This window comes from Neotamlana nanhaiensis (assembly GCF_000943555.1).
GTDB lineage: Bacteria > Bacteroidota > Bacteroidia > Flavobacteriales > Flavobacteriaceae > Neotamlana > Neotamlana nanhaiensis.
The window spans coordinates 61775-85257 of record NZ_JTDV01000011.1 but is presented as its reverse complement, the minus strand read 5'-3'; the positions used below and the strand labels follow the sequence as shown (position 1 = coordinate 85257).

Annotated in this window: 37 protein-coding genes; 35 read left to right on the top strand and 2 right to left on the bottom strand. The window is 34.1% G+C overall.

Going from position 1 to position 23483, the window contains the following annotated elements; genetic code table 11:
- Both PK35_RS17895 and PK35_RS12730 read right to left on the bottom strand, forming a co-directional pair.
- Positions 1-159: carboxypeptidase-like regulatory domain-containing protein (locus tag PK35_RS17895; RefSeq protein ID WP_238320914.1), on the bottom strand; the 159-nt coding region annotated here is incomplete at its 3' end.
- A 240-nt stretch (positions 160-399) separates the two neighbouring features.
- A complete protein-coding gene (locus PK35_RS12730) occupies positions 400-2085 on the bottom strand; it encodes a POTRA domain-containing protein (RefSeq protein ID WP_044626944.1) in 1686 nt (561 codons plus the stop codon).
- 287 nt (positions 2086-2372) lie between these two features.
- Here PK35_RS12730 and rpsL point away from each other — a divergent pair, with 287 nt between their 5' ends.
- The 35 genes from rpsL (at position 2373) to eno (ending at position 23327) form a co-directional block, all read left to right on the top strand.
- A complete protein-coding gene (gene rpsL, locus PK35_RS12725) occupies positions 2373-2747 on the top strand; it encodes a 30S ribosomal protein S12 (protein ID WP_044626943.1) in 375 nt (124 codons plus the stop codon).
- Positions 2748-2769: 22 nt separating this feature from the next.
- On the top strand, positions 2770-3246 hold the full coding sequence (gene rpsG, locus PK35_RS12720; RefSeq protein WP_044626942.1) for a 30S ribosomal protein S7: 477 nt from the start codon (positions 2770-2772) through the stop codon (positions 3244-3246).
- 5 nt (positions 3247-3251) lie between these two features.
- Positions 3252-5378 carry an elongation factor G gene (fusA, locus tag PK35_RS12715; protein ID WP_044626941.1) on the top strand — a complete coding sequence of 709 codons (2127 nt, stop codon included), beginning with the start codon at positions 3252-3254 and terminating at the stop codon, positions 5376-5378.
- An 11-nt stretch (positions 5379-5389) separates the two neighbouring features.
- Complete coding sequence (gene rpsJ, locus PK35_RS12710; RefSeq protein ID WP_044626940.1) at positions 5390-5695, top strand: 30S ribosomal protein S10; 306 nt, start codon at positions 5390-5392, stop codon at positions 5693-5695.
- A gap of 200 nt (positions 5696-5895) precedes the next feature.
- Positions 5896-6513 (top strand): 50S ribosomal protein L3, encoded by a 618-nt coding sequence (gene rplC, locus PK35_RS12705; protein ID WP_044626939.1) that lies wholly within the window; start codon positions 5896-5898, stop codon positions 6511-6513.
- Positions 6513-7142, top strand: a complete 630-nt coding sequence (gene rplD / locus PK35_RS12700) for a 50S ribosomal protein L4 (RefSeq protein WP_044626938.1) — start codon at positions 6513-6515, stop codon at positions 7140-7142. Before rplC ends, rplD begins: the two co-directional genes overlap by 1 nt.
- Positions 7143-7149: 7 nt before the next feature.
- Complete coding sequence (gene rplW / locus PK35_RS12695; protein WP_044626937.1) at positions 7150-7440, top strand: 50S ribosomal protein L23; 291 nt, start codon at positions 7150-7152, stop codon at positions 7438-7440.
- Between the two features lie 10 nt (positions 7441-7450).
- Positions 7451-8278 carry a 50S ribosomal protein L2 gene (gene rplB, locus PK35_RS12690; protein ID WP_044626936.1) on the top strand — a complete coding sequence of 276 codons (828 nt, stop codon included), beginning with the start codon at positions 7451-7453 and terminating at the stop codon, positions 8276-8278.
- A gap of 3 nt (positions 8279-8281) precedes the next feature.
- Entirely contained in the window at positions 8282-8560 is a 279-nt protein-coding gene (gene rpsS, locus PK35_RS12685; RefSeq protein ID WP_013869040.1) for a 30S ribosomal protein S19, read from the top strand.
- 6 nt (positions 8561-8566) lie between these two features.
- Positions 8567-8974: a 50S ribosomal protein L22 gene (rplV, locus tag PK35_RS12680; protein ID WP_044626935.1), complete on the top strand. Its 408-nt coding sequence runs from the start codon at positions 8567-8569 to the stop codon at positions 8972-8974.
- A gap of 9 nt (positions 8975-8983) precedes the next feature.
- The gene (gene rpsC, locus PK35_RS12675) at positions 8984-9703 is read left to right on the top strand and encodes a 30S ribosomal protein S3 (protein ID WP_044626934.1); all 720 of its coding nucleotides are present in this window, start codon (positions 8984-8986) and stop codon (positions 9701-9703) included.
- A gap of 21 nt (positions 9704-9724) precedes the next feature.
- Complete coding sequence (rplP, locus tag PK35_RS12670; RefSeq protein ID WP_044626933.1) at positions 9725-10144, top strand: 50S ribosomal protein L16; 420 nt, start codon at positions 9725-9727, stop codon at positions 10142-10144.
- Positions 10145-10156: 12 nt separating this feature from the next.
- Entirely contained in the window at positions 10157-10348 is a 192-nt protein-coding gene (gene rpmC / locus PK35_RS12665; RefSeq protein ID WP_044626932.1) for a 50S ribosomal protein L29, read from the top strand.
- Positions 10349-10360: 12 nt separating this feature from the next.
- Positions 10361-10618: a 30S ribosomal protein S17 gene (gene rpsQ, locus PK35_RS12660; protein WP_044626931.1), complete on the top strand. Its 258-nt coding sequence runs from the start codon at positions 10361-10363 to the stop codon at positions 10616-10618.
- 2 nt (positions 10619-10620) lie between these two features.
- Entirely contained in the window at positions 10621-10989 is a 369-nt protein-coding gene (gene rplN, locus PK35_RS12655; RefSeq protein WP_027138502.1) for a 50S ribosomal protein L14, read from the top strand.
- Positions 10990-11001: 12 nt separating this feature from the next.
- Positions 11002-11313 (top strand): 50S ribosomal protein L24, encoded by a 312-nt coding sequence (gene rplX / locus PK35_RS12650; RefSeq protein ID WP_044626930.1) that lies wholly within the window; start codon positions 11002-11004, stop codon positions 11311-11313.
- Between the two features lie 2 nt (positions 11314-11315).
- A complete protein-coding gene (gene rplE / locus PK35_RS12645) occupies positions 11316-11867 on the top strand; it encodes a 50S ribosomal protein L5 (protein ID WP_044626929.1) in 552 nt (183 codons plus the stop codon).
- Positions 11868-11870: 3 nt separating this feature from the next.
- Entirely contained in the window at positions 11871-12140 is a 270-nt protein-coding gene (gene rpsN, locus PK35_RS12640; protein WP_044626928.1) for a 30S ribosomal protein S14, read from the top strand.
- A 73-nt stretch (positions 12141-12213) separates the two neighbouring features.
- The gene (rpsH, locus tag PK35_RS12635) at positions 12214-12612 is read left to right on the top strand and encodes a 30S ribosomal protein S8 (protein WP_044626927.1); all 399 of its coding nucleotides are present in this window, start codon (positions 12214-12216) and stop codon (positions 12610-12612) included.
- Between the two features lie 19 nt (positions 12613-12631).
- The gene (gene rplF, locus PK35_RS12630) at positions 12632-13174 is read left to right on the top strand and encodes a 50S ribosomal protein L6 (RefSeq protein ID WP_044626926.1); all 543 of its coding nucleotides are present in this window, start codon (positions 12632-12634) and stop codon (positions 13172-13174) included.
- Between the two features lie 11 nt (positions 13175-13185).
- A complete protein-coding gene (gene rplR, locus PK35_RS12625; protein ID WP_044626925.1) occupies positions 13186-13542 on the top strand; it encodes a 50S ribosomal protein L18 in 357 nt (118 codons plus the stop codon).
- Between the two features lie 6 nt (positions 13543-13548).
- Positions 13549-14073, top strand: coding sequence for a 30S ribosomal protein S5 (gene rpsE, locus PK35_RS12620; protein ID WP_044626924.1), 525 nt, complete (start codon positions 13549-13551; stop codon positions 14071-14073).
- Positions 14074-14085: 12 nt separating this feature from the next.
- On the top strand, positions 14086-14265 hold the full coding sequence (gene rpmD / locus PK35_RS12615; RefSeq protein WP_044626923.1) for a 50S ribosomal protein L30: 180 nt from the start codon (positions 14086-14088) through the stop codon (positions 14263-14265).
- Between the two features lie 16 nt (positions 14266-14281).
- Positions 14282-14734 (top strand): 50S ribosomal protein L15, encoded by a 453-nt coding sequence (gene rplO / locus PK35_RS12610; protein WP_044626922.1) that lies wholly within the window; start codon positions 14282-14284, stop codon positions 14732-14734.
- A gap of 14 nt (positions 14735-14748) precedes the next feature.
- Positions 14749-16095, top strand: a complete 1347-nt coding sequence (secY, locus tag PK35_RS12605) for a preprotein translocase subunit SecY (RefSeq protein ID WP_044626921.1) — start codon at positions 14749-14751, stop codon at positions 16093-16095.
- A gap of 10 nt (positions 16096-16105) precedes the next feature.
- Positions 16106-16321 carry a translation initiation factor IF-1 gene (infA, locus tag PK35_RS12600; RefSeq protein WP_007094967.1) on the top strand — a complete coding sequence of 72 codons (216 nt, stop codon included), beginning with the start codon at positions 16106-16108 and terminating at the stop codon, positions 16319-16321.
- 86 nt (positions 16322-16407) lie between these two features.
- Positions 16408-16524 carry a type B 50S ribosomal protein L36 gene (gene ykgO / locus PK35_RS17435; RefSeq protein ID WP_013305171.1) on the top strand — a complete coding sequence of 39 codons (117 nt, stop codon included), beginning with the start codon at positions 16408-16410 and terminating at the stop codon, positions 16522-16524.
- 107 nt (positions 16525-16631) lie between these two features.
- Positions 16632-17000: a 30S ribosomal protein S13 gene (rpsM, locus tag PK35_RS12595; RefSeq protein ID WP_044626920.1), complete on the top strand. Its 369-nt coding sequence runs from the start codon at positions 16632-16634 to the stop codon at positions 16998-17000.
- 118 nt (positions 17001-17118) lie between these two features.
- The gene (gene rpsK / locus PK35_RS12590) at positions 17119-17502 is read left to right on the top strand and encodes a 30S ribosomal protein S11 (protein ID WP_044626919.1); all 384 of its coding nucleotides are present in this window, start codon (positions 17119-17121) and stop codon (positions 17500-17502) included.
- 177 nt (positions 17503-17679) lie between these two features.
- Positions 17680-18285, top strand: a complete 606-nt coding sequence (gene rpsD, locus PK35_RS12585; RefSeq protein WP_044626918.1) for a 30S ribosomal protein S4 — start codon at positions 17680-17682, stop codon at positions 18283-18285.
- A gap of 98 nt (positions 18286-18383) precedes the next feature.
- On the top strand, positions 18384-19376 hold the full coding sequence (locus tag PK35_RS12580) for a DNA-directed RNA polymerase subunit alpha (protein ID WP_044626917.1): 993 nt from the start codon (positions 18384-18386) through the stop codon (positions 19374-19376).
- 72 nt (positions 19377-19448) lie between these two features.
- Positions 19449-19922 (top strand): 50S ribosomal protein L17, encoded by a 474-nt coding sequence (gene rplQ, locus PK35_RS12575; protein WP_044626916.1) that lies wholly within the window; start codon positions 19449-19451, stop codon positions 19920-19922.
- 62 nt (positions 19923-19984) lie between these two features.
- Complete coding sequence (locus PK35_RS12570) at positions 19985-20713, top strand: hypothetical protein (RefSeq protein WP_044626915.1); 729 nt, start codon at positions 19985-19987, stop codon at positions 20711-20713.
- A 65-nt stretch (positions 20714-20778) separates the two neighbouring features.
- Positions 20779-21882 carry a glutamine-hydrolyzing carbamoyl-phosphate synthase small subunit gene (carA, locus tag PK35_RS12565; protein ID WP_044626914.1) on the top strand — a complete coding sequence of 368 codons (1104 nt, stop codon included), beginning with the start codon at positions 20779-20781 and terminating at the stop codon, positions 21880-21882.
- Positions 21883-22037: 155 nt separating this feature from the next.
- A complete protein-coding gene (gene eno, locus PK35_RS12560; protein WP_044626913.1) occupies positions 22038-23327 on the top strand; it encodes a phosphopyruvate hydratase in 1290 nt (429 codons plus the stop codon).
- The last annotated feature ends 156 nt before the right edge of the window (positions 23328-23483 follow it).

Genomic DNA, 23483 nt, shown 5'->3' with positions numbered 1-23483 from the left:
TGTACCTGAAGAGGTACCTTTAACTAAGACAGTTGCTCCAGGCAGAGGTAGTCCACTACCATCGGAAACTGTACCTGAAATTGTCTTTTCTTGTGCAAAAGTTAATTGCACAACAAACGCTAGTAATAGCGTTAAAATTCCACTAAACTTTGTTTTCATTTTATAATTATTTGAATTAGTCGTTGCCAAAAGTCATAATAAATAGTTAATAAAACAACAAAAACAATAGAAATTTTAAGAAAATGCCGAAATCATTGCTATTAATTTAATGGATTTTAAGGTTTACGTTATATTTTTTATTTGAAGTGTGTTTAAGATAGTGTTACAGTTTGTAAGGTATAAGCTATGTATAATGAGTGTGTTATGTTATGTTGTGTTAATTTTAATTTAAATTGTATCCTAAAATCTAGTTTTTAAGCTAATATGAATCTTGGAATTTGAAAGGGAGAAATTAGAATCTTCAAATTTGCCATTGGCATAATTTAATTTAAATAGCCCAGACTTTGTTAGTATACCTAAACCTAGTCCGTACCCAAAAAGCTTCTGTTTACTTGTGGTTATTTGGTTTTCAAAATAGGCAGCATCAAAAATGGTATGTATATATAGGTTGTTGGATAATTGATATCTGTATTCGGTGTTAAATACACTAAAAAGGTTGGCGTAAATGCTGTTTTCTTCAAAACCACGAATGGAATTTATGCCGCCAAATCGGTAAAGTTCGTTTTCAAAGTAGTTGGTAGATTTTAATATGGCGCCATTTGTTTTTAAGAAAATGCTATTTCTTTGATTTAGTAAAAATATTTTGAACGCCTCGAGTGTGTATTTTGTTTGTTGTGTAGTGTTTGGGGTTGTTACTCTTTTGCCTAATCCAGCTTCAAAATAAAATTTAGATTGGATTGGAAATAGTAAATTATTTGTTGGGTTTAAATTTAGGTATTGATAGGTTAACGAGTAAAACGTTGATTTGTAATCGTTAATATTTAAGTTTTGGGTTGTTGTTAGTAAGTTGCTCGAGGTTATTGCGGTTAATCCTGCAGCTATGTTGTGTTTAGTGCTTAGTTGGTAATTTAGTTTTAAGTTTTGTAGTGCTGTTGTAAACGAGGAGTCTTTTTTAAATAGTCTTAGTGCTAAATCAACGCCAATAGGTGTGCTGAATAAGTAAGGTAATGAGGTGCTGACTTCAAAAGTTTGTTGGTCGTTTTCGTCACTTTTATAAAATAAGCTAAACGATTCGCCGTAATTTAAATTGTTTGTTAGGTTTAAGTTTAGGTAGCCATCAAATTGAATTTTATTAGTTTCTTCATTGGTGCCAAAACCTAAAAAGCCATCAAAAGTATTGCTTTGGTTTTTGTTTATATATAAGTATAGTGAAGTAGAATCTTTTGTGAATAATGCTTCAGGGGGTTTTATTTGGCTGGCAAAATTTATGTTTTGTAGTTGATTGCTCTTAGTTTGAATTTTTTTAAGGTTGAACACCTGCTTCGGTTTAATCTTCAAATAATGTTTTAAAAACGATTTTGGAAATTTGTCATATCCTTTTACAACTATATTATTAAGGATTCTTTTTTCGCTTAAAGCAGATGAAATTAAATCAGCTTCAACCCAATCTTCTTTAATTCTTAAATTAGATAGTTTTAATTTTGTAAACGGATAACCAGTTTCCGAAATTTTATTATTTAAATAGTTTAAGCTGTTTTCAATTTCAGAAAATGTTAGGTCGAAATATGTAGGTGCGTAATTATTGGTAATCTGCTTTATTAAAGACTCGTCTAAATTCATTTTAGAATAGAATACACGTAAATATTTATAATGTTCATTTAAGTTGAATGTAATACTAAATATGGAGTCGTTTAATCTTTTAAGATTTTCAGACTTTAATTGAATATATCCTTGTTTTTCTAAAATATGTTTTACCGAATCTATTTCTCTTTCAACAGATTTTAAGTTAATATGAAGTTTGTGGTAGTTGGTTGCGTCAATTATTGTTGTTTCAAATTCGGTTTCACCTATAATCTTAAGGTTGATGTTTTGGGAAAATGCCGATCCAAAAAATAGAACATATATAATAAGGAGTGAAAAACGCAAATTGGTTAATAGTTTTTTCGTGTTTTAGTCTGTAAAACTAACGTAAATTGAAAATATTTAATATGGTAAATCATTAAATTTTAATTTCTCAAATTAATTTGAAGTATTAAAAGTGTACAGTAAGAAATCATTTTAAAAATAGATTAAAAATATATCGATTAAAATCCATTAGTATAAAAAAAAGCCTATGTTATGAAAATTAATGAATTAGGATTTGAATTATTGAATAAAATTTCTACCTTTGCAGCCCTTTTAACGAAGGATTATAAAAATTTAGTATAAAATATATGCCAACAATTTCACAATTAGTACGAAAAGGAAGAGCCAAAATAACCAAGAAGAGTAAATCGGCTGCTTTAAATTCGTGTCCACAAAGACGTGGTGTATGTACTCGTGTTTACACAACAACACCTAAAAAGCCTAACTCAGCAATGCGTAAGGTGGCAAGGGTTCGTTTAACAAACGGTAACGAGGTTAACGCATACATCGGTGGTGAAGGTCACAATTTACAAGAGCACTCGATAGTATTGGTTAGAGGTGGAAGGGTAAAAGATTTACCAGGAGTTAGATATCACATTGTTCGTGGTGCTTTGGATACAGCAGGTGTACAAGGTAGAACGCAACGTAGATCTAAGTATGGTGCAAAACGCCCTAAAAAGTAATTTAAAACTTTAAGAAGAAGACATGAGAAAAAGAGCAGCGAAAAAAAGACCTCTTTTACCAGATCCAAGGTTTAACGATCAGTTAGTAACTCGTTTTGTTAACATGATGATGTGGGACGGTAAAAAGTCTGTGGCTTTTAAAGTATTCTACGATGCAATTGATATTGTAGATCAGAAGAAAACAGATGGCGAAAAAACAGCTTTAGAGTTGTGGAAAGATGCGTTATCAAATGTGATGCCTCACGTAGAAGTGCGTAGTCGTCGTGTTGGTGGTGCTACATTCCAAATTCCAATGCAAATTCGTCCAGATAGAAAAGTTTCAACAGCAATGAAATGGTTAATTGGTTTCGCTCGTAAGCGTAACGAAAAATCTATGGCCTTACGTTTAGCTTCAGAAATTTTAGCAGCAGCTAAAGAAGAAGGAGCGGCGGTTAAGAAGAGAGTTGATACTCATAAAATGGCAGAAGCTAACAAAGCATTCTCACACTTTAGATTCTAAATAAAATGGCAAGAGATTTAAAATTTACACGAAACATTGGTATTGCAGCTCATATTGATGCTGGAAAAACAACAACTACAGAGCGAATTCTTTATTATACAGGAGTTTCTCATAAAATTGGAGAAGTTCATGATGGTGCTGCTACAATGGACTGGATGGAACAAGAGCAAGAGCGTGGTATTACAATTACTTCGGCAGCTACAACCTGTACTTGGAATTTCCCAACTGATAATGGTAAGCCAACAGACGAAACTAAAGGATATCACTTTAATATTATTGATACTCCAGGTCACGTTGATTTTACTGTTGAAGTAAACCGTTCTTTACGTGTTTTAGATGGTTTAGTATTCTTATTTAGTGCGGTTGATGGTGTTGAGCCACAATCTGAAACTAACTGGAGACTTGCAGATAACTATAAAGTGCCTCGTATTGGTTTTGTTAACAAAATGGACCGTCAAGGATCTAATTTCTTAGCAGTTTGCCAGCAGGTAAAAGATATGTTAAAATCTAACGCAGTGCCAATCGTTTTAAACATTGGTGATGAGGCAGATTTTAAAGGAGTTGTAGATTTAGTAAAAAACCGTGCTATTGTTTGGCACGACGAAACTCAAGGTTCTACTTTCGATATTATCGACATTCCTGAAGATATGAAGGAAGAAGCTAAAAAGTATAGAGCTTTATTAATTGAGGAAGTTGCAACTTACGATGAGAACTTATTAGAAAAATTCATGGAAGATGAAGATTCTATTACAGAAGAAGAAGTGCACGCTGCACTTAGAGCTGCTGTAATGGATATGGCTATCATTCCAATGGTTTGTGGTTCTTCATTTAAAAACAAAGGTGTACAGTTTTTATTAGATGCTGTATGTCGTTACTTACCATCTCCATTAGATAGAGATAACATTGTAGGAACTAACCCTAACACAGGGGAGAACGCTGTGCGTAAGCCAGATGTAAAAGATCCTTTCTCTGCATTAGCATTTAAAATTGCTACCGATCCTTTCGTAGGTCGTTTAGCATTCTTCCGTGCTTATTCAGGACGTTTAGATGCAGGTTCTTACATTTTAAATAACCGTTCAGGTAAAAAAGAGCGTATTTCTCGTATTTACCAAATGCACTCAAACAAGCAAAATGCTATCGAGTTTATTGAAGCAGGAGATATTGGTGCAGCGGTAGGATTTAAAGACATTAAAACTGGTGATACTTTATCTGACGAAAAGAATCCAATAGTTTTAGAATCTATGGATTTCCCAGATCCAGTAATTGGTATCGCGGTAGAGCCTAAAACAAAGGCCGATGTAGATAAATTAGGGATGGCTTTAGCAAAATTAGCTGAAGAAGATCCAACGTTTACTGCAAGAACCGATGAAGCTTCAGGGCAAACGATTATTTCTGGTATGGGTGAGCTTCACTTAGATATTATTGTAGATCGTCTTAAGCGTGAGTTTAAGGTAGAAGTAAACCAAGGTCAGCCACAAGTAGAGTACAAAGAAGCTATTACACAACGTGCAGAACACAGAGAAGTTTATAAGAAACAATCTGGTGGACGTGGTAAATTCGCAGACATTGTATTTACTCTAGAACCAGCCGAAGAAGGTAAAGAAGGTTTAGAGTTTGTATCTGAAATTAAAGGTGGTAACGTACCTAAGGAATTTGTTCCTTCAGTAGAAAAAGGATTTGCTATGGCAATGCAAAACGGTCCTTTAGCAGGATACGAAGTAGATGCTATGAAAGTTACTTTAACTGATGGTTCTTACCACGATGTGGATTCCGATCAGTTGTCATTCGAATTGGCTGCAAAATTAGGATTTAAAGCTGCTGCAAAAGCTGCAAAAGCGGTAATCATGGAGCCTATGATGAAGTTAGAAGTTATTACTCCAGAAGAAAATATGGGTGATATTGTAGGTGACTTAAACCGTCGTAGAGGTCAAGTTAGCGATATGGGAGATCGTAACGGTGCAAAAACAGTTAAAGCTGTTGTGCCATTATCAGAAATGTTTGGTTATGTAACAACATTAAGAACATTATCTTCGGGTCGTGCAACTTCTACAATGGAATTTTCTCACTACGCTGAAACACCATCAAATATTTCAGAAGAAGTGATAAAAGCAGCGAAAGGTGTTGAAGCTTAAAATCTAAAGAAATGAGTCAAAAAATCAGAATAAAATTAAAATCTTACGATCACAATTTAGTAGATAAATCTGCTGATAAAATCGTAAAAACAGTAAAAAGTACTGGTGCTGTTGTAACTGGTCCAATTCCATTACCAACACACAAAAAATTATTTACAGTACTACGTTCTCCACACGTAAACAAAAAGTCTAGAGAGCAGTTTCAATTATCTTCTTATAAAAGATTATTAGATATCTACTCGTCGTCATCAAAAACAATTGATGCGTTAATGAAGCTTGAGTTACCAAGTGGTGTAGAAGTTGAGATAAAGGTTTAATTCAAAATTCAGAATTCTGAATTCGGAATTATAAAACATGTCCCACCGATGCGGTCGCGGGAAAAACGGAAAAAATACAATTCAAGGACGAAGCGTATTTGTCCTTGAATTTTTTTTAAAATAGAAATTAATTATTAACTAAAGTGGAGTTTTAAAGTGTTACACTTTAAACACGAAGCTTTAAACTTTAAACTTAAATTATGTCTGGGTTAATTGGAAAAAAAATCGGTATGACCAGCATTTTCGACGAAAACGGGAAAAACATTCCTTGTACAGTAATCGAAGCAGGTCCATGTATCGTTACCCAAGTCAGAACTGAAGAGGTTGATGGCTATGAAGCTGTTCAATTAGGTTTCGATGACGCGACAGAAAAAAGCGCTACTAAAGCAGACTTAGGTCATGCTAAAAAAGCGGGTACTTCTGTAAAACGCAAAGTTGTTGAATTTAAAGGTTTTGATGAGGAGTACAAATTAGGTGATGCTATAACTGTAGATCACTTTGCTGAAGGTGAATTTGTTGATATTTCAGGTACATCAAAAGGTAAAGGATTTCAAGGTGTTGTAAAGCGTCATGGATTCGGTGGTGTAGGTCAAGCAACGCATGGTCAGCACAACCGTTTAAGAGCTCCTGGTTCTATTGGTGCAGCTTCTTATCCTGCGAGAGTATTCAAAGGAATGAAAATGGCCGGAAGAATGGGTGGAGATAAAGTGAAAGTTCAAAATTTAAGAGTTTTAAAAGTAGTTTCTGAAAAGAATTTACTTGTTGTTAAGGGATGTGTTCCTGGACATAAAAACGCTTACGTAATTATTAGAAAGTAATGAAAGTAGCAGTTTTAGATATAAACGGAAAAGACACAGGTAGAAAAGCAGAGCTTTCTAACGATGTGTTTGCTATTGAGCCTAATAATCATGCGGTTTACTTAGATGTTAAACAATATTTAGCAAACCAACGCCAAGGAACTCACAAATCGAAAGAAAGAGGTGAGATTGCTGGTAGTACTCGCAAGATTAAAAAGCAAAAAGGAACCGGTACTGCAAGAGCAGGTAGCATTAAGTCTGGTGTGTTTAAAGGTGGTGGGCGTATGTTTGGTCCAAGACCAAGAAACTACAGCTTTAAGCTTAACAAAAACCTTAAGCGTTTAGCTCGTAAATCGGCTTTAAGTATTAAAGCAGGTGAGCAGTCAATTACAGTTCTAGAAGACTTTAACTTCGATACAGTAAAAACTAAAAACTTTACAGCTGTGTTAAAGGCCTTAGAACTAGATAATAAAAAATCTTTGTTTGTGTTGGGTGCGTCAAATAATAATGTATATTTGTCATCGCGTAATTTAAAAGGCTCTGAAGTTGTAACTTCTTCAGAATTAAACACTTACAAGATTTTAAATGCAAATCAAGTAGTGCTTTTAGAAGGCGCTTTAGAAGGAATTGAAACAAACTTAAGTAAATAAGAAACAGATGAGTATCTTAATTAAACCTATAATCACAGAAAAAGCGACTGCTGATAGCGAGTTAAGAAACTGCTACACATTCGAAGTGAATACTAAGGCGAACAAGATAGAAATTAAAAATGCGGTTGAAGCTGCATATGGTGTTTCTGTTGAAAAAGTTCGTACTATAAATATCCGTCCAGATAGAAGTACCAAGTATACAAAAACTGGTATTCAACATGGTAAAACTAATGCTAAGAAAAAGGCGTTAGTACAACTGGCGGAAGGTGAAATGATTGATTTATACAGTAACATGTAATTAGACAACAATGTCAGTAAGAAAATTAAAACCAATCACACCAGGACAGCGTTTTAGAGTAGTAAATGGGTATGACGCCATAACTACTGATAAGCCGGAAAAAAGTTTACTTGTTCCGAATAAAAGGTCTGGTGGTAGAAACAGTCAAGGAAAAATGACCATGCGCTACATAGGTGGTGGTCATAAAAGAAAGTATCGTATTATCGATTTTAAACGTAACAAAACTGGTATTCCAGCCGAAGTTAAGTCTATCGAATACGATCCAAACAGAACCGCTTTTATCGCATTATTGAATTATCAAGATGGTGAGAAAAGATACATCATTGCTCAAAATGGTTTGCAAGTTGGGCAAAATGTGGTTTCTGGTACAGAAGGTATCGCTCCAGAAATTGGAAACGCAATGCCATTAAGTGAAATTCCATTAGGAACTATTATCTCTTGTTTAGAGTTACGTCCAGGTCAAGGTGCTGTTATGGCACGTAGTGCTGGTGCTTTTGCTCAATTAATGGCAAGAGATGGTAAATTTGCAACTGTAAAATTACCTTCTGGAGAAACACGCTTAATTCTTGTAACGTGTATGGCTACAATAGGTGTAGTATCGAATTCAGATCATCAATTACTTGTAGGTGGTAAAGCCGGTAGAACACGTTGGTTAGGTCGTCGTCCAAGAACTAGACCAGTAGTGATGAACCCAATCGATCACCCAATGGGTGGTGGTGAAGGACGCGCTTCAGGTGGTCACCCACGTTCTAGAAACGGTATACCAGCTAAAGGATTTAGAACGCGTTCTAAAACAAAAGCAAGTAATAAATATATTGTAGAACGTAGAAAGAAATAAGACATGGCAAGATCATTAAAAAAAGGACCTTACGTTCATTATAAATTAGAAAGAAAAGTAGCTGCAAACGTAGAAGCTAACAAAAAAACAGTTATCAAAACTTGGTCTAGAGCTAGTATGATAACTCCAGATTTTGTAGGACAAACAATAGCAGTACACAATGGCCGTCAATTCGTTCCTGTTTATGTAACTGAGAACATGGTAGGTCATAAATTAGGAGAATTTTCACCAACACGTTCATTCCGTGGGCATGCAGGTGCTAAAAACAAAGGTAAAAAGTAGTAAGCTATGGGAAGTCGTAAAAAACAAATGGCAGACGCTATTAAGGAAGCAAAAAAGCAAGTTGCTTTTGCAAAACTTAATAACTGTCCTACATCACCAAGAAAAATGCGCTTAGTAGCCGATTTAGTAAGAGGTGAAAAGGTAGACAAAGCACTAAATATCTTAAAATTCAACCAGAAAGAAGCTTCAGGTCGTTTAGAAAAGTTATTACTTTCGGCTATTGCTAACTGGCAAGCTAAAAACGAAGATGCTGATATTGAATCTGCTGAATTATTCGTAAAAGAGATTAGAGTAGATGGCGGATCTATGTTAAAAAGATTACGTCCAGCTCCTCAAGGTCGTGCACACAGAATTAGAAAACGTTCTAACCACGTAACATTAGTGGTTGGTGCTAACAATAACACACAAAGCTAAGATAGAAGTATGGGACAAAAAACAAATCCAATCGGAAATCGCTTAGGTATTATCAGAGGATGGGAATCTAACTGGTACGGAGGTAATGATTATGGAGATAAGCTTGCCGAAGACGATAAAATTAGAAAATACGTTCACGTACGTCTTTCTAAAGCTAGTGTAAGTAGAGTAATTATTGAGCGTACGCTTAAACTTGTAACCGTTACTATCACTACAGCTCGCCCAGGTATCATTATTGGTAAAGGCGGTCAAGAGGTAGACAAGTTAAAAGAAGAGCTTAAGAAAATTACTGGTAAAGAAGTTCAGATTAACATCTTTGAAATTAAAAGACCTGAACTAGATGCATTTTTAGTAGCATCGAGTATTGCAAGACAAATTGAAAATCGTATTTCTTACCGTCGTGCAATCAAAATGGCTATCGCTGCTACAATGCGTATGAATGCTGAAGGAATTAAAATCCAAATTAGTGGTCGTTTAAATGGTGCTGAAATGGCACGTAGCGAACACTACAAAGAAGGACGTATTCCTTTATCAACCTTTAGAGCCGATATTGACTATGCTTTAGTTGAAGCACATACTACTTATGGTAGATTAGGTGTAAAAGTATGGATCATGAAAGGTGAAGTATATGGTAAAAGAGAGCTTTCTCCGCTTGTAGGTTTATCTAAAAAGCAAGGAAAAGGTGGCGCTGGACGCGGAAACAAAGGACCTCGTCGCAGTAGAAAGTAATTTTTTATAAAGTAAAGAAACATGTTACAGCCTAAAAGAACAAAATTTCGTAAGCAGCAAAAAGGACGTATGAAAGGTAATGCCGGAAGAGGGCATCAACTTTCAAACGGAACCTTTGGAATAAAAGCATTAGACTCTGTATTTATAACATCTCGTCAAATTGAAGCAGCACGTATTGCCGCTACACGTTACATGAAAAGAGAAGGGCAGTTATGGATTAAAATATTTCCAGACAAGCCTATCACAAAAAAGCCTCTTGAAGTACGTATGGGTAAAGGTAAAGGTGCCGTAGAATTATGGGTAGCTGTTGTAAAACCAGGAAGAGTACTTTTTGAAATAGGTGGTGTGCCATTAGACGTGGCTAAAGAAGCATTACGTCTTGCAGCACAAAAGCTACCAGTTAAAACTAAGTTTTTAATCGCTAGAGATTACGAAGCATAATAATTTAAGATTATGAAACAATCAGAAATTAAAGAATTATCTGTTGCTGAGTTACAGGAAAAACTTAGTGAAGTAAAAAAGAGTTATTCAGACCTAAAATTGGCTCATGCAATTTCTCCTTTAGAAAATCCAATTCAGTTACGTAGTGCAAGACGCACTGTTGCTAGAATTGCGACCGAATTAACTAAAAGAGATTCACAATAATTCTGCTTAAATATGGAAACAAGAAATTTAAGAAAAGAACGTATAGGAGTTGTTACAAGTAACAAAATGCAGAAATCAATTGTGGTTTCTGAGGTGAAAAAAGTAAAACACCCTATGTATGGAAAGTTCGTGTTAAAAACAAAAAAATATGTTGCGCACGACGAGAAAAATGACTGCAACGAAGGAGATACTGTAAGAATCATGGAAACACGACCTTTAAGTAAATCTAAATGTTGGAGATTAGTTGAAATAATTGAAAGAGCGAAATAATTATGGTACAACAAGAATCAAGATTAAAAGTAGCAGACAACACTGGAGCAAAAGAGGTTTTAACCATTCGTGTTCTAGGGGGTACTAAAAGAAGATACGCTTCTGTTGGTGATAAAATTGTAGTTTCTGTAAAAGATGCTACACCAAACGGTAACATTAAAAAAGGTGCCGTATCAACCGCAGTAGTAGTTCGTACTGTAAAAGAAGTAAGAAGACCAGATGGATCTTATATTAGATTCGATGATAATGCTTGTGTATTATTAAACCCAGCGGGTGAAATGAGAGGTACACGTGTATTTGGTCCTGTTGCTAGAGAACTTCGTGATAAACAATTCATGAAAATTGTATCATTAGCACCAGAAGTGCTTTAATACATTATTAAGATGACAAAGCTTAAAATTAAAACTGGAGATACCGTAAAAGTAATTGCTGGAGACCACAAAGGTGCCGAAGGTAAAGTACAAAAGGTATTAATAGAAAAAAACAAAGCCATTGTTGAGGGTGTTAACTTGGTGAAAAAACACACTAAGCCAAGTGCTCAAAACCCACAAGGTGGTATTGTAGAGAAGGAAGCACCAATTCACATCTCTAACTTATCGTTGTTAACTGCTAAAGGTGAAACAACTCGCGTAGGTTACAGAGTAGAAGGTGATAAAAAAGTGAGATTCTCAGTAAAATCTAATGAAGTAATATAGTTATGGCATATTCACCTAGACTTAAAGAAGAGTATAAAAGCAGAGTAATTGCAGCTCTTACAGACGAATTTGGATATCAAAATGTAATGCAAGTTCCAAAACTACAAAAGATAGTAATATCTAAAGGTGTTGGTGCTGCAGTGGCAGATAAAAAATTAATCGACTACGCTGTAGAAGAATTAACTACTATATCTGGACAAAAAGCCGTAGCAACTTTATCTAAAAAGGATGTTGCTTCTTTTAAATTACGTAAAGGCATGCCAATTGGCGCTAAAGTAACTTTACGAGGCGAAAGAATGTACGAATTCTTAGATAGATTAGTAACTTCTGCTTTACCTCGTGTAAGAGATTTTAACGGAATTAAAGCTACAGGTTTCGATGGTCGTGGTAACTATAACTTAGGTATCACAGAACAAATCATATTTCCTGAAATAAATATTGATAAGGTAAACAAAATTTCAGGTATGGATATTACATTTGTAACTTCTGCCGAAACAGATAAAGAAGCAAAATCATTATTAACCGAACTAGGATTACCTTTTAAAAAGAACTAAGATATGGCTAAAGAATCAATGAAAGCCCGTGAGGTAAAAAGAGCTAAAACAGTAGCTAAGTATGCCGAGAAACGTAAAGCTTTAAAAGAAGCTGGAGATTACGAAGCATTACAAAAGTTACCTAAAAACGCTTCTCCTATTCGCATGCATAATAGATGTAAGCTTACAGGAAGACCTAAAGGTTACATGAGAAACTTTGGTATTTCTCGTGTTATGTTTAGAGAAATGGCTAACAAAGGCTTAATCCCAGGGGTTAAAAAAGCTAGTTGGTAAAAAAAGAATTATAAATTGGTTTTAGGTTCAAGAGAAAGAGTTTCTTGAAAACCACTACCGCAAATTAATAAATATGTATACAGATCCAATCGCGGATTATCTTACTAGAATTAGAAACGCAGTGCGTGCTAACCACAGAGTGGTAGAGATTCCTGCTTCTAATTTAAAGAAAAACATAACTAAAATATTATTCGAACAAGGATATATTTTAAGTTATAAGTTTGATGATTCAACTGTACAAGGAACAATTAAAATTGCTCTTAAGTACAACAAAGAAACAAAAGAACCAGTAATTAAAAAGCTTCAACGCATTAGTACTCCAGGTTTACGTAAGTATGCTGGTGCCGATGAGTTACCAAGAATTCTTAATGGTTTAGGTATTGCCATCGTTTCTACATCTCATGGTGTAATGACAGGTAAACAAGCCAAAAAAGAAAATGTAGGTGGTGAAGTTTTATGTTACGTTTACTAATTTTTAAAACCTAAAAGAAATGTCAAGAATAGGGAAAAATCCAGTAGCCATTCCAGAAGGTGTAACAGTTAGTGTTAAAGATAACGCTGTAACTGTAAAAGGAAAATTAGGAGAATTAACTCAAAGTTTCGATACAGTTGAGATCGCAGTTGAAGAAGCAAATGTGGTTGTTTCTCGTTCTGCTGAAACTAAAGATCACAAAGCTAAACACGGTTTATACAGAGCGTTAATTGCTAACATGATTGAAGGTGTATCAAAAGGATGGACTAAAGAATTAGAATTGGTTGGTGTAGGTTATAGAGCATCAAACCAAGGACAAAAGTTAGACCTTGCTATCGGTTTTTCACACAACATCGTTATGGATATTGCTCCAGAAGTTAAAGTGGAAACTGTTTCAGAAAAAGGTAAGAATCCAATTGTAAAACTAACTTCTTTTGACAAACAACTTGTTGGTCAAGTAGCTGCTAAAATCCGTGGCTTTAGAAAACCTGAACCTTACAAAGGAAAAGGTATTAAGTTTGTTGGTGAGGAAATTAGAAGAAAAGCAGGTAAATCAGCTTAATAAATTTAGTTATGGCATTAACAAAGAACGAAAGAAGATTAAGAATAAAAAACAGAATTCGTAAGGTAGTTTCTGGTACAGAAGCAAGACCTAGATTAGCTGTTTACAGAAGTAATAAAGAAATTTATGCTCAAATAGTTGACGATGTAACTGGTGTAACACTAGGATCAGCATCTTCAAGAGATAAAAGTATAGATACTGCTAAAGTTAATAAAGTTGAAGCTGCTAAATTAGTAGGTAAGGCTATAGCTGAGAAAGCACTTAAAGCAGGTATAGAAACTATCGCTTTCGATAGAGGTGGTTACTTATACCATGGTAGAGTAAAATCATTAGCTGAAGGAGCTAGAGAAGCAGGACTTAAATTCTAAGATATTATGTTTCAAAAATATAAAAGCGCAGAGTTAGTAAAACCAAGTGGATTAGATCTTAAAGATCGTTTAGTTGGTGTACAAAGAGTTACAAAAGTAACAAAAGGTGGTAGAGCATTTGGTTTCTCGGCAATCGTTGTGGTTGGTGATGAAGCTGGTGTTGTAGGACAAGGTTTAGGAAAGTCTAAAGATGTAGCTAGTGCAATTGCAAAAGCTGTTGAAGATGCTAAAAAGAACCTAGTTCGTATTCCAATTATTAAAGGAACTTTACCTCACGAGCAAAAAGGTAAATACGGTGGAGCAAGAGTAAACATTATTCCTGCTGCTCCTGGTACAGGTGTAATTGCCGGTGGTGCTGTAAGAACAGTATTAGAAGCCGTTGGTGTGCACGATGTATTATCAAAATCTCAAGGGTCTTCAAACCCACATAACGTTGTAAAAGCCACTTTTGATGCTTTATTACAATTAAGAGATGCAAAAACTATTGCTAGAGATAGAGGTATTACACTTGAACAAGTTTTTAACGCTTAATAAGAATCAGAAATGGCAAAGATTAAAGTAACAAAAGTTAAAAGCGCAATCAATCGTACGTTAAGACAAAAAAGAACTTTAGAAGCTCTTGGTCTTAGAAAGATTGGACAAGTAAAAGAATTTGAAGCTACACCAAATATTCTTGGTATGGTTGCAAAAGTGTCACATTTAGTTTCTGTTGAAGAAGCTTAAAAAATAAAACTGAAAAATGGATTTAAGTAATTTAAAACCTGCACAAGGTTCAGTAAAAAGCCAAGGAAAACGCGTTGGTCGTGGTCAAGGTTCTGGTAAAGGTGGTACTGCTACACGTGGTCACAAAGGAGCTAAGTCACGTTCTGGTTATTCTAAGAAATTAGGTTTTGAAGGTGGACAAATGCCGCTTCAAAGACGTGTTCCTAAGTTTGGTTTTACAAACATTAACCGCGTAGAATATCAAGGTGTAAACTTAGATACTTTACAACAATTGGTTGATGATAAGAAAATAAATGATACTGTAGATTTTGATGCATTATTTGCAAACCGTTTAGTTGGTAAAAACGACTTAGTAAAAATATTAGGTCGTGGCGAATTAAAAGCAAAATTAAAAGTATCTGCTCATAAGTTTACTGCATCTGCAAAAGCGGCTATCGAGGCTGCTGGTGGTGAAGCAGTAACAATTTAAGACATTTTATACGTATGAAGTTTATAGAATCAATTAAAAATGTATGGAAAATCGAGGAACTAAGAAACCGTATAGTGGTTACTTTAACCTTGTTATTAGTTTATCGATTTGGTGCTCAAGTAGTTTTACCTGGTATTGATGCAGCTCAATTAGGCGGTTTATCTGATAGTACAGATAGCGGTTTATTAGGCTTACTTAATGCCTTTACAGGTGGGGCCTTTGCGAATGCTTCAGTATTTGCACTGGGTATTATGCCATACATTTCTGCTTCTATTGTTGTACAATTAATGGGAATTGCTATTCCTTATCTACAGAAGTTACAAAAAGAAGGAGCTAGTGGTCAAAAGAAAATAACACAAATTACACGTTGGTTAACCATCGCTATTTGTTTATTACAAGCACCAGGTTATTTAGCTAGTTTACCTGCTTTAGGTATTCCTCAAAGTGCCTTTTTATTAGGAACTGGATTTACATTTTATTTCTCTTCAGTTTCAATTTTAGTAACGGGTTGTATTTTTGCCATGTGGTTAGGTGAAAAAATTACCGATAAAGGTATTGGTAATGGTATTTCATTATTAATTATGGTAGGTATTATTGCTACTTTACCACAGGCCTTTTTACAAAACGCTGCAACACGATTAGAAGGTAACAATGTAATGTTAATTCTTTTTGAACTTGTAATTTGGTTTGTAATTATTCTAGCATCTATTATGTTAGTAATGGGTGTTCGCAAAATTGCTGTACAATACGCTAGAAGAACAGCCACTGGTGGTTATGAAAAAGCAGCCGTTGCTGGTTCTAGACAATACATACCGTTAAAATTAAATGCTTCTGGTGTAATGCCAATTATATTTGCGCAAGCTATTATGTTTGTTCCAGGTTTAATTGGTGGATCGTCTTTCTTAAAAGATACTAGCTTTGGAGCTTGGTTAACTACTAACTATTCTGATTTATTCGGATTTACTTACAACCTAACATTTGCATTATTAATTATTGTATTTACATATTTTTATACTGCAATTACGGTACCTACTAATAAAATGGCCGACGATTTAAAACGTAGTGGTGGTTTTATTCCAGGTATTCGTCCGGGTACTGAAACGTCTGAGTATTTAGATAAAATCATGTCGCAAATAACCTTACCAGGATCTATATTCTTAGCTTTAATTGCAATTTTCCCTGCATTTATTGTTAAACTTATGGGAGTACAACAAACATGGGCCATGTTTTTTGGTGGAACATCGTTGTTAATTATGGTTGGGGTTGCTATCGATACTATGCAACAAATTAATTCTTATTTGTTAAACAGACATTACGATGGCTTAATGAAGACAGGTAAAAACAGAAAGGCAGTAGCGTAATTATTATACTATGGCAAAACAAGCAGCAATTGAGCAAGACGGAACAATTATAGAGGCATTATCTAATGCGATGTTTCGTGTAGAATTAGAAAATGGTCACATTGTGACAGCACACATATCTGGTAAAATGCGTATGCATTACATTAAATTATTACCAGGTGATAAAGTAAAATTAGAAATGAGTCCTTACGATTTAACTAAGGCTCGTATAACTTATAGATACTAATAGTTCTAAGTTTCAAGTTTAAAGTTTCAAGTTAATTAACACGACAAACCTTAAACTTTAAACCTTAAACCTTAAACTTAAAAAAGATGAAAGTAAGAGCATCAGTAAAGAAAAGAAGTGCAGATTGTAAAATCGTGCGCAGAAAAGGTAGACTTTACGTAATTAACAAAAAGAATCCTAGATTTAAGCAAAGACAAGGATAAAAAAGAAATAATGGTCATTAGTAATTAGACGTTAGATGAATCTGCTTGAAATAGAAATGTTTAGGATTCTAACAACTAAAAGCTAACAACTAAAAACTATAATCAATATGGCAAGAATTGCAGGTGTAGACATACCAAAAAACAAAAGAGGTGTTATCTCTTTAACTTATATCTACGGTGTAGGTAGAAGTAGAGCAAAAGAAATTTTAGCTACAGCTAAAGTTGATGAAAGTACCAAAGTTCAAGATTGGACTGATGACGACATTAGTGGTATTCGTGAGGCTATTTCAGCCTTTACCATTGAAGGAGAATTACGTTCTGAAACTCAATTAAACATTAAACGTTTAATGGATATTGGATGTAACAGAGGTATTCGTCACAGAGCGGGACTTCCTTTAAGAGGACAACGCACTAAAAACAACTCGAGAACAAGAAAAGGTAAAAGAAAAACTGTTGCTAACAAGAAAAAAGCATAAGTAAAATAAATTAATCAGTCATTAGTTCATTAGTATTTGGACGTTAGAAGAATCTGTTTGAAATGTAAAAGTTTAGGATTCCAATAACTAAAAGCTAGCAACTAAAAACTAAAAGAATATGGCAAAGACAAGTACAAAAAAACGTAAAGTTATTGTTGAAGCAAATGGTGAGGCTCACGTTACTGCTTCTTTTAATAACATTATTATTTCACTTACCAACAAAAACGGCGATGTAATTTCATGGTCATCTGCTGGTAAAATGGGATTTAGAGGTTCAAAGAAAAACACGCCTTACGCAGCTCAATTAGCTGCCGAAGATGCTGCAGGTGTAGCTTCAGAAGCGGGTTTAAAGAAAGTAAAAGTATACGTTAAAGGACCAGGAAATGGTAGAGAATCTGCTATCCGTTCAATCCACAATGCGGGTATCGAAGTTACCGAAATTATCGATGTAACTCCACTACCACATAACGGTTGTCGTCCTCCAAAACGTCGTAGAGTATAATTGCATATTTTATGTAACTTAAATAAATATCAGCTATTTATAGCTGATATTTGTTTTTTTATGTACATTTGCAATCCGAAAAAAATAATATAAACAAGTATCAACGAGAGATTAACGTTTGTCGGAGGATAAGATTAAGACCTTAATTCACAAACACTCTCATAATTTAATTTTAAAATGGCAAGATATACTGGTCCTAAAACTAAAATAGCTCGTAAATTTGGCGAGGCTATTTTTGGAGACGATAAGTCTTTCGAAAAAAGAAATTACCCTCCAGGGCAACACGGTAACAACCGTCGTCGTGGTAAAAAATCTGAATATGCTATTCAGTTACAAGAAAAGCAAAAAGCAAAATACACTTACGGTATTTTAGAGCGTCAATTCAGAAACTTATTTAAAAAAGCAAGAGCTGCACAAGGTATTACTGGTGAAGTGTTATTACAATTATGTGAGTCGCGTTTAGATAACGTGGTTTTCCGTATGGGAATTTCACCAACTAGAAGTGGCGCTAGACAATTAGTTTCTCACAGACATATTACAGTAAATGGTGAGTTAGTAAACATTCCTTCTTACCAATTAAAAGCTGGTGATGTTGTAGCTGTAAGAGAAAAATCGAAGTCTTTAGAAGCTATCGAGCGTTCTTTAGCAAACTCAAGCAATGTTTTTGAATGGATTACTTGGAACAACGACACAAAACAAGGTACTTACGTATCTGTTCCTCAAAGAATCCAGATTCCAGAAAACATCAACGAGCAATTCATCGTCGAATTATACTCTAAATAATAATTAACAACCATTGGTATTTAGCCAAAGGGTTTATTCGTACTTCTTCAAACTTATAAACCGCGCAACTAAATAACAATTAAAACGAAGAAAAAACTATGGCAGTATTTAATTTTCAAAAGCCGGACAAAGTAATCATGATTGATTCTACTGATTTCGAAGGTAAGTTCGAATTCAGACCACTAGAACCAGGTTATGGTTTAACAGTAGGTAACGCATTAAGACGTGTGTTACTATCTTCTTTAGAAGGTTTTGCAATTACATCGGTACGCATCGAAAGTGTAGATCACGAATTCTCAACTATCGCAGGTGTTGTAGAAGATGTTACTGAAATCATTTTAAATTTAAAGCAAGTACGTTTTAAAAGACAAATTGACGATATCGATAACGAATCGGTTTCAATCTCAATTTCTGGTCAAGACCGTATTACTGCTGGCGATTTTCAAAAATTTATCTCAGGATTCCAAGTATTAAACACAGAGTTAGTAATTTGTAACTTAGATCCTAAAGTAAATTTAAATTTAGAAATTACAATTGAAAAAGGTAGAGGATATGTACCTGCTGAAGAAAACAAAAAACCTTCGGCTCCTATAGGAACTATTTTTACAGATTCAATTTATACGCCAATAAAAAACGTTAAGTATAGTATTGAAAACTATCGTGTAGAGCAAAAAACCGATTACGAAAAGTTAGTTTTTGAAATTTTCACTGATGGATCAATCACTCCACAAGACGCTTTAACCGAAGCTGCAAAAACGTTAATTCACCACTTCATGTTATTCTCTGATGAGCGCATAACTTTAGAAGCTGATGAAATTGCACAAACTGAAACTTATGATGAAGAATCACTTCACATGAGACAGTTACTTAAAACAAAGTTAGTTGATATGGATTTATCTGTACGTGCACTTAACTGTTTAAAAGCTGCTGAAGTTGATACTTTAGGTGACTTAGTATCATTCAATAAAAATGACTTAATGAAGTTCCGTAACTTTGGTAAAAAGTCTTTAACCGAGCTAGAAGAACTAGTAAACGTTAAAGGTTTAAATTTCGGAATGGACTTAAGCAAATATAAATTAGATAAAGATTAAATTTATTAACTCCTTTATAATTTGCTCTCCTAACAGGATCTTGTAGCAAGATAGAGGTTTAAAACAAAAGTCATGAGACACGGAAAAAAAGTAAACCATTTAGGTAGAAAAACAGCGCACAGAAAAGCAATGTTAGCAAATATGGCTTGTTCTTTAATAGAGCACAAGCGTATTAACACTACTGTTGCTAAAGCAAAAGCTTTAAAGCAATTTGTAGAGCCTTTAGTAACAAAATCTAAAGAAGATACAACACATAACAGACGTATTGTTATGTCGCGTTTAAGACAAAAGGATGCTGTTACCGAATTGTTTAGAGAAGTAGCTACTAAAGTTGCTGACAGACCAGGTGGTTATACACGTATAATTAAATTAGGAAATCGTTTAGGTGATAATGCCGATATGGCGATGATTGAACTTGTAGATTACAACGAAATTTACAATGCCGATAAGCCTAAAAAGAAATCAACAAGAAGAAGTAGACGAGGCGGTTCTAAACCTGCAGCAGCTGCTCCAGTTGAAACACAAGCTTCAAACGAAGAAGAATAAAATGTAACAAAAAAAGATAGGCCAAAAGCTTATCTTTTTTTTTAAATTAAAAGTAATCATATATGTTAAAAAAAATCGTATATACTTTGTTTTTTATTGGGTCTTTAAATTGTTTGTCTCAAACAAATTTAGGGACAAGTGGATTAGGAGGGAACTCTAAAGAAACAACAAGCTTGTTTTCTGGTATGAAAGCACAAACTTATCATACTAATTTTAAAGATAAGGATAAAAATATTGAAGGTAGTCCGTACTTATTTAGTCAATGGAATAAAAAAGCTACGATTTGGTTTGGAGATAGAACCTTTGTTATCGATGGAGTAAATTATAATCTTGAAGACGAAAGATTTGAGGTTAAATTAAATAATGACTCTATTTTTGTTTTAAGCCCAGAAAATAACGAATTAAAACAAATATCCATCGATTTATTGGTTTTTAAACCCTTTCATAGTAGTGAACTAAACTCTGATGTATTTTATGAAGTATTGTTGGATGAAAGTAATTTTGAACTTTTATCAATGTATAAATTAAAAATTACACCTGGTAGTGTAGATCCTTTAACAAAGGAATATTTAACGCCTAAACAATATTCATCTGAAAAGGAGTTTTATTTACGTACGGTTAGTGATGAAAAAATAAAACCTATAAAATTAAAAAAATCGGGAGTTTTAAAACTTATTAAAAGCGATTATACAAGTCAGGTGAAAAGTTTTGCTAAAAAGCAACATTTAAAATATAATAAGATAGCCGACGTGCAAAAAATATTAAGTTATTACTTTTCAATTAAAAGTTAAAAAGAAAGGATAAACTATTTTAGTTTGTCCTTTTTTTTTATCAATTTTGTGAAACTTTTTTTTAAATGAGATATCAAAAACGACAAAAGGCCATTGTTCTTCTAGCAGATGGCACAATTTTTCACGGTAAAGCAGTAGGGAATAAGCAAGGTACTGCATTTGGCGAAGTTTGTTTTAATACAGGAATGACTGGTTATCAAGAGATTTTTACAGATCCTTCATATTTCGGTCAAATTATGGTTACTACAAATGCGCATATTGGAAATTATGGTACAAATACAGATGAAGTTGAATCAAACTCGGTAAAAATTGCGGGTTTAATTGTAAAGAATTTTAGCTACGATTATTCAAGAGATTCAGCCGATGCTTCATTAGAAGATTTTCTAGACAAAAATAATCTTCTGGCAATATCTGATGTTGATACGCGTGCACTTGTTAGTTACATTCGCGAAAACGGTGCTATGAATGCTATAATTTCAACCGAAGTTGATAATATTGAAGGCTTAAAAAAGCAATTAGCCGAAGTGCCAAATATGGAAGGTTTAGAGTTAGCTTCAAAAGTATCAACTAAAGAACCTTATTTTTATGGTGATGAGAATGCAACTTATAAAGTTGCTGCTTTAGATATTGGAATAAAAACAAACATCTTACGTAATATAGCTAAACGCGATGTTTATATTAAGGTGTTTCCTTATAATTCTAAATTTGAAGATTTAGAAGCGTTTAAACCGGATGGTTATTTCTTATCAAACGGACCAGGAGATCCAGAACCTTTAGTTGAAGCTCAAGAAATAGCTAAAGAAATTATAAAAAGAAACTTACCATTATTCGGTATTTGTTTAGGGCACCAAGTTATTGCATTAGCTAATGGTGTATCTACATATAAAATGTATAATGGTCATCGTGGTATAAACCATCCTGTTAAAAATTTAATAACGGGTAAAGGTGAAATTACGTCTCAAAACCATGGTTTTGCTATTAACAGAGAAGAAACAGAAGCAAATGCTGAACTAGAAATTACACATGTACATTTAAACGATAATACCATTGCAGGTATTGCTATGAAAAATAAAAATTGTTTTTCGGTACAATATCACCCAGAAGCTAGTCCTGGACCACACGATTCATCGTATTTGTTCGATCAATTCATTGAAAATATAAAAAAATAGTTTAAAGAAACCTCAAAGCAGTTCGCTGTTTTTGAGGTTTTTTTTATTACTAAAACGTTATCGAAATGTTTTTATGAAATTCTTTTATAAAGCATGAAATAATAACAAGATTAAACCGTAAATTTGAATAAAATAAAGATTAAAATAAACTAATTATGAGTGTAATAGTTAACGTTCACGCAAGACAAATTTTAGATTCTAGAGGAAACCCTACTGTTGAAGTAGATGTAGTAACAGAAAACGATGTTTTAGGTAGAGCCGCAGTGCCATCTGGAGCATCAACAGGAGAACACGAAGCCGTTGAGTTAAGAGATGGTGGAGATACCTACATGGGTAAAGGTGTTTTAAAAGCTGTTGAAAATGTTAACGCTATTATCGCTCAAGAATTATTAGGTGTTTCAGTTTTCGAACAAAACCTAATAGATAAAATAATGATTGAATTAGATGGTACATCTAACAAATCAAAATTAGGTGCTAATGCTATTTTAGGAGTATCTTTAGCAGTTGCTAAAGCAGCAGCAGGAGAGCTTGGGTTACCACTTTATCGTTACGTTGGTGGTGTTTCTGCAAACACATTACCAGTGCCAATGATGAATATTATTAACGGTGGTTCGCATAGTGATGCTCCAATTGCTTTTCAGGAGTTTATGGTAATGCCAGTTAAAGCAAAAAGCTTTACACATGCTATGCAAATGGGAACAGAAATTTTCCACAACCTTAAAAAAGTATTACACGATCGTAATTTAAGCACTGCTGTAGGAGACGAAGGAGGTTTTGCGCCAACTTTAGATGGTACCGAAGATGCTATTGAAACTATAGCAAAAGCTGTTGAAAACGCAGGTTATAAATTTGGTGATGAAGTAAAAATCGCTTTAGATTGTGCTTCTGCGGAATTTTACGTAGACGGAAAATACGATTATTCTAAGTTTGAAGGCGAAACAGGCGTTGTTAGAACAAGTAAAGAACAAGCCGATTATTTAGCTGAATTAGTTGAAAAATATCCAATTATTTCAATTGAAGATGGTATGGATGAAAACGACTGGGATGGTTGGAAATATTTAACCGAACTTGTTGGAGATAAAGTACAATTAGTTGGTGACGATTTATTTGTAACAAATGTAGAGCGTTTATCAAAGGGAATTGAAAATGGTATCGCAAATTCAATCTTAATTAAAGTAAACCAAATTGGTACCTTAACCGAAACTATCGCAGCTGTTAACATGGCGCATAACGCAGGTTATACTTCTGTAATGTCTCACCGTTCTGGAGAAACAGAAGATAATACTATTGCCGATTTAGCTGTGGCATTAAACACAGGACAAATTAAAACTGGTTCGGCTTCTCGTAGCGACCGTATGGCAAAATACAACCAATTACTACGCATAGAAGAAGAATTGGCTGATGTGGCTTATTTTCCACAAGAAAAAGCATTTAAAATAAAGTAAACAACAGTTATGTTTTTATACAAAAAAGCGGTTATTGTTAAATAATCGCTTTTTTCGTTTTTAATCAAAAAATTTAATTGTGCAATCGATTAAATCGTTTGTAATTAGCTTTAAAAATAATAGTATATTTTGTACTTTAGCCTTCCACGAAAATTA

Excerpts from the sequence above, each read along its gene's own strand:
- rplW (WP_044626937.1), top strand. The coding sequence starts at position 7,150 with ATGAGTATCTTAATTAAACCTATAATCACAGAAAAAGCGACTGCTGAT.
- rpsG (WP_044626942.1), top strand. The coding sequence starts at position 2,770 with ATGAGAAAAAGAGCAGCGAAAAAAAGACCTCTTTTACCAGATCCAAGG.
- rpsS (WP_013869040.1), top strand. The coding sequence starts at position 8,282 with ATGGCAAGATCATTAAAAAAAGGACCTTACGTTCATTATAAATTAGAA.
- secY (WP_044626921.1), top strand. The coding sequence starts at position 14,749 with ATGAAGTTTATAGAATCAATTAAAAATGTATGGAAAATCGAGGAACTA.
- rpsH (WP_044626927.1), top strand. The coding sequence starts at position 12,214 with ATGTATACAGATCCAATCGCGGATTATCTTACTAGAATTAGAAACGCA.
- rpsE (WP_044626924.1), top strand. The coding sequence starts at position 13,549 with ATGTTTCAAAAATATAAAAGCGCAGAGTTAGTAAAACCAAGTGGATTA.
- fusA (WP_044626941.1), top strand. The coding sequence starts at position 3,252 with ATGGCAAGAGATTTAAAATTTACACGAAACATTGGTATTGCAGCTCAT.
- rplF (WP_044626926.1), top strand. The coding sequence starts at position 12,632 with ATGTCAAGAATAGGGAAAAATCCAGTAGCCATTCCAGAAGGTGTAACA.
- eno (WP_044626913.1), top strand. The coding sequence starts at position 22,038 with ATGAGTGTAATAGTTAACGTTCACGCAAGACAAATTTTAGATTCTAGA.
- rplR (WP_044626925.1), top strand. The coding sequence starts at position 13,186 with ATGGCATTAACAAAGAACGAAAGAAGATTAAGAATAAAAAACAGAATT.
- rplC (WP_044626939.1), top strand. The coding sequence starts at position 5,896 with ATGTCTGGGTTAATTGGAAAAAAAATCGGTATGACCAGCATTTTCGAC.
- rpsC (WP_044626934.1), top strand. The coding sequence starts at position 8,984 with ATGGGACAAAAAACAAATCCAATCGGAAATCGCTTAGGTATTATCAGA.
- rplE (WP_044626929.1), top strand. The coding sequence starts at position 11,316 with ATGGCATATTCACCTAGACTTAAAGAAGAGTATAAAAGCAGAGTAATT.
- rpsD (WP_044626918.1), top strand. The coding sequence starts at position 17,680 with ATGGCAAGATATACTGGTCCTAAAACTAAAATAGCTCGTAAATTTGGC.
- infA (WP_007094967.1), top strand. The coding sequence starts at position 16,106 with ATGGCAAAACAAGCAGCAATTGAGCAAGACGGAACAATTATAGAGGCA.
- rplP (WP_044626933.1), top strand. The coding sequence starts at position 9,725 with ATGTTACAGCCTAAAAGAACAAAATTTCGTAAGCAGCAAAAAGGACGT.
- rplX (WP_044626930.1), top strand. The coding sequence starts at position 11,002 with ATGACAAAGCTTAAAATTAAAACTGGAGATACCGTAAAAGTAATTGCT.
- rpsK (WP_044626919.1), top strand. The coding sequence starts at position 17,119 with ATGGCAAAGACAAGTACAAAAAAACGTAAAGTTATTGTTGAAGCAAAT.
- rplB (WP_044626936.1), top strand. The coding sequence starts at position 7,451 with ATGTCAGTAAGAAAATTAAAACCAATCACACCAGGACAGCGTTTTAGA.
- PK35_RS12580 (WP_044626917.1), top strand. The coding sequence starts at position 18,384 with ATGGCAGTATTTAATTTTCAAAAGCCGGACAAAGTAATCATGATTGAT.
- rplQ (WP_044626916.1), top strand. The coding sequence starts at position 19,449 with ATGAGACACGGAAAAAAAGTAAACCATTTAGGTAGAAAAACAGCGCAC.
- ykgO (WP_013305171.1), top strand. The coding sequence starts at position 16,408 with ATGAAAGTAAGAGCATCAGTAAAGAAAAGAAGTGCAGATTGTAAAATC.
- rpsJ (WP_044626940.1), top strand. The coding sequence starts at position 5,390 with ATGAGTCAAAAAATCAGAATAAAATTAAAATCTTACGATCACAATTTA.
- rpmD (WP_044626923.1), top strand. The coding sequence starts at position 14,086 with ATGGCAAAGATTAAAGTAACAAAAGTTAAAAGCGCAATCAATCGTACG.
- rpsM (WP_044626920.1), top strand. The coding sequence starts at position 16,632 with ATGGCAAGAATTGCAGGTGTAGACATACCAAAAAACAAAAGAGGTGTT.
- rplD (WP_044626938.1), top strand. The coding sequence starts at position 6,513 with ATGAAAGTAGCAGTTTTAGATATAAACGGAAAAGACACAGGTAGAAAA.
- rplV (WP_044626935.1), top strand. The coding sequence starts at position 8,567 with ATGGGAAGTCGTAAAAAACAAATGGCAGACGCTATTAAGGAAGCAAAA.
- PK35_RS12570 (WP_044626915.1), top strand. The coding sequence starts at position 19,985 with ATGTTAAAAAAAATCGTATATACTTTGTTTTTTATTGGGTCTTTAAAT.
- carA (WP_044626914.1), top strand. The coding sequence starts at position 20,779 with ATGAGATATCAAAAACGACAAAAGGCCATTGTTCTTCTAGCAGATGGC.
- rpsQ (WP_044626931.1), top strand. The coding sequence starts at position 10,361 with ATGGAAACAAGAAATTTAAGAAAAGAACGTATAGGAGTTGTTACAAGT.
- rplO (WP_044626922.1), top strand. The coding sequence starts at position 14,282 with ATGGATTTAAGTAATTTAAAACCTGCACAAGGTTCAGTAAAAAGCCAA.
- rpsL (WP_044626943.1), top strand. The coding sequence starts at position 2,373 with ATGCCAACAATTTCACAATTAGTACGAAAAGGAAGAGCCAAAATAACC.
- rplN (WP_027138502.1), top strand. The coding sequence starts at position 10,621 with ATGGTACAACAAGAATCAAGATTAAAAGTAGCAGACAACACTGGAGCA.
- rpmC (WP_044626932.1), top strand. The coding sequence starts at position 10,157 with ATGAAACAATCAGAAATTAAAGAATTATCTGTTGCTGAGTTACAGGAA.
- rpsN (WP_044626928.1), top strand. The coding sequence starts at position 11,871 with ATGGCTAAAGAATCAATGAAAGCCCGTGAGGTAAAAAGAGCTAAAACA.